Origin of the sequence: Neptuniibacter pectenicola, assembly GCF_001597735.1 — a bacterium.
In the GTDB taxonomy this organism is placed as follows: domain Bacteria; phylum Pseudomonadota; class Gammaproteobacteria; order Pseudomonadales; family Balneatricaceae; genus Neptuniibacter; species Neptuniibacter pectenicola.
In genome coordinates, this window is sequence record NZ_LUTS01000038.1 from 1 (window position 1) to 1,439 (window position 1,439).

The window sequence follows — 1,439 nt, forward strand, 5'->3', positions numbered from 1 at the left end:
GATACCCGCGCTGATCATATTCTTACGATTGAAGATCCAATCGAGTTTGTACACGAAAGTAAGAAATGTCTGGTGAAGAAGAGAGAAGGGAAGAGAGAGAGAAAGGTAAGAGAAAGGGAAGGAGAGAAGATGGAAGGAGAAAAAAGGAAGAGGAAGGGGGAGGAAGGGAAAGGAGGGAAAGAAAAGAGAGAAAAAGGGGGAAGGGGAGGGAAAGGAGAGGGAAAAGGGGAAGGAAGGAAAAGGGAAGGAGAAAGGAAAGGGAGAAAAAGGGGAAGAAAGAGAGGGGAGAGGGGGGAAGAAGAGGAAAGGGGAAAAGGAAAAAGAGGGAGAAGAGGAGAGAAGGTAATGAGGGGGGAGGGAGAAAAGAGAGAAGGGAGGAGAGAGGGGGGGGGAAGAGAGGGGGAGGGAAGGAAGAAAAAAAGGGAAGAGAGAGGAGAAAGAGGAGAGAAGAGGGGGGGGAAAGGAAAAAGGAAAGAGGAGAAAGGAGAAAAAGAGGAAGGGGAAAGAAGAGGGGGGAAAAGGAGAGGAGGGGGGGAGAAAAGGGAGGGGAGAAGGGGAGGGAGGAGAGGGGAAAAAAGGAGAGAAAAAGAAAGAGGAGAGGGAAGGAAGGAGGGAGGGAAAGAAAGGGGGGGGAGGAGGAGGGGAAGGAGAGGGGAAGAAGAGAGAGGAGGGAGGGAAGAGAAGGGGGAAGAGAGGCGAGGGGAGGGGAAGAGGGAACAGGAAAAGGAAGAGGGGAGGAGGGGAAGGAGAAGGGAGAGAGAGGAGGAAGGGGGGGAGGGAGGAGAAAAAAAAGAAAAAAGAGGAAAAAAGGAGAAAGGGGGGGGGGGAGAGAGAGAGGAAGGAGGGAGGGAAAAAAAGAGGGGAGAAAGAGGGAAAGGAAAGGAAAAGGAGAGGAGGAAGAAGGAGAAGAAGAAAAGAGAAGAAAGGGAGAAGAGAGAAGAGGGGAGAGGAGGGAAAAGGGGGGGGGGAGGGAAAGGAGAGAGGGGAGAGAAAGAAGGAGAAAGAGAGAGAAGAGGAGGGAGGAAAGGGGGGGAGAGAAAAGAAAAGGAGAGAAGGGGAAAAGGGAAGGAAGAGAAGAGGAAGGAAAAGGGAGAAAAAGGGAAAGAGGAGGAAAAAAGAAGGGAGAAAAGAGGAAAGAAGGAGAGGAGGAAGAGAGGGGGAAAGGAGGGGGAAGAGAAGAAAAGAGAGAGGAAAAGAGAGAAGAAGGGAAAGAAGAGAGGGGAAGGGGAGAAGGAAAGGGGGAGAAGGGGAGAGGAGAAAGGAAAGGGGAAGAAGGGGGGAAGAGGAGGAAAAAGGGAAGGAAGGAGAGAGAAAAAGGAAAAAGAAGGGAAGGAAAGAGAGGAGAGAAAAGAGGAGAGAGGAAAGAGAGGGGAAGAAGAAAGGGGGGAAAAGAAAAGAAGAAAAAAAAGAAGAAAGGAGAAGGGAAGGGAAAAAGGAGG

General features: G+C 50.7%; 1 pseudogene. It reads left to right on the forward strand.

Annotated elements, in window-relative coordinates:
• Positions 1-1,439: pseudogene (locus tag A3773_RS18620) on the forward strand (hypothetical protein); the annotation flags it as partial.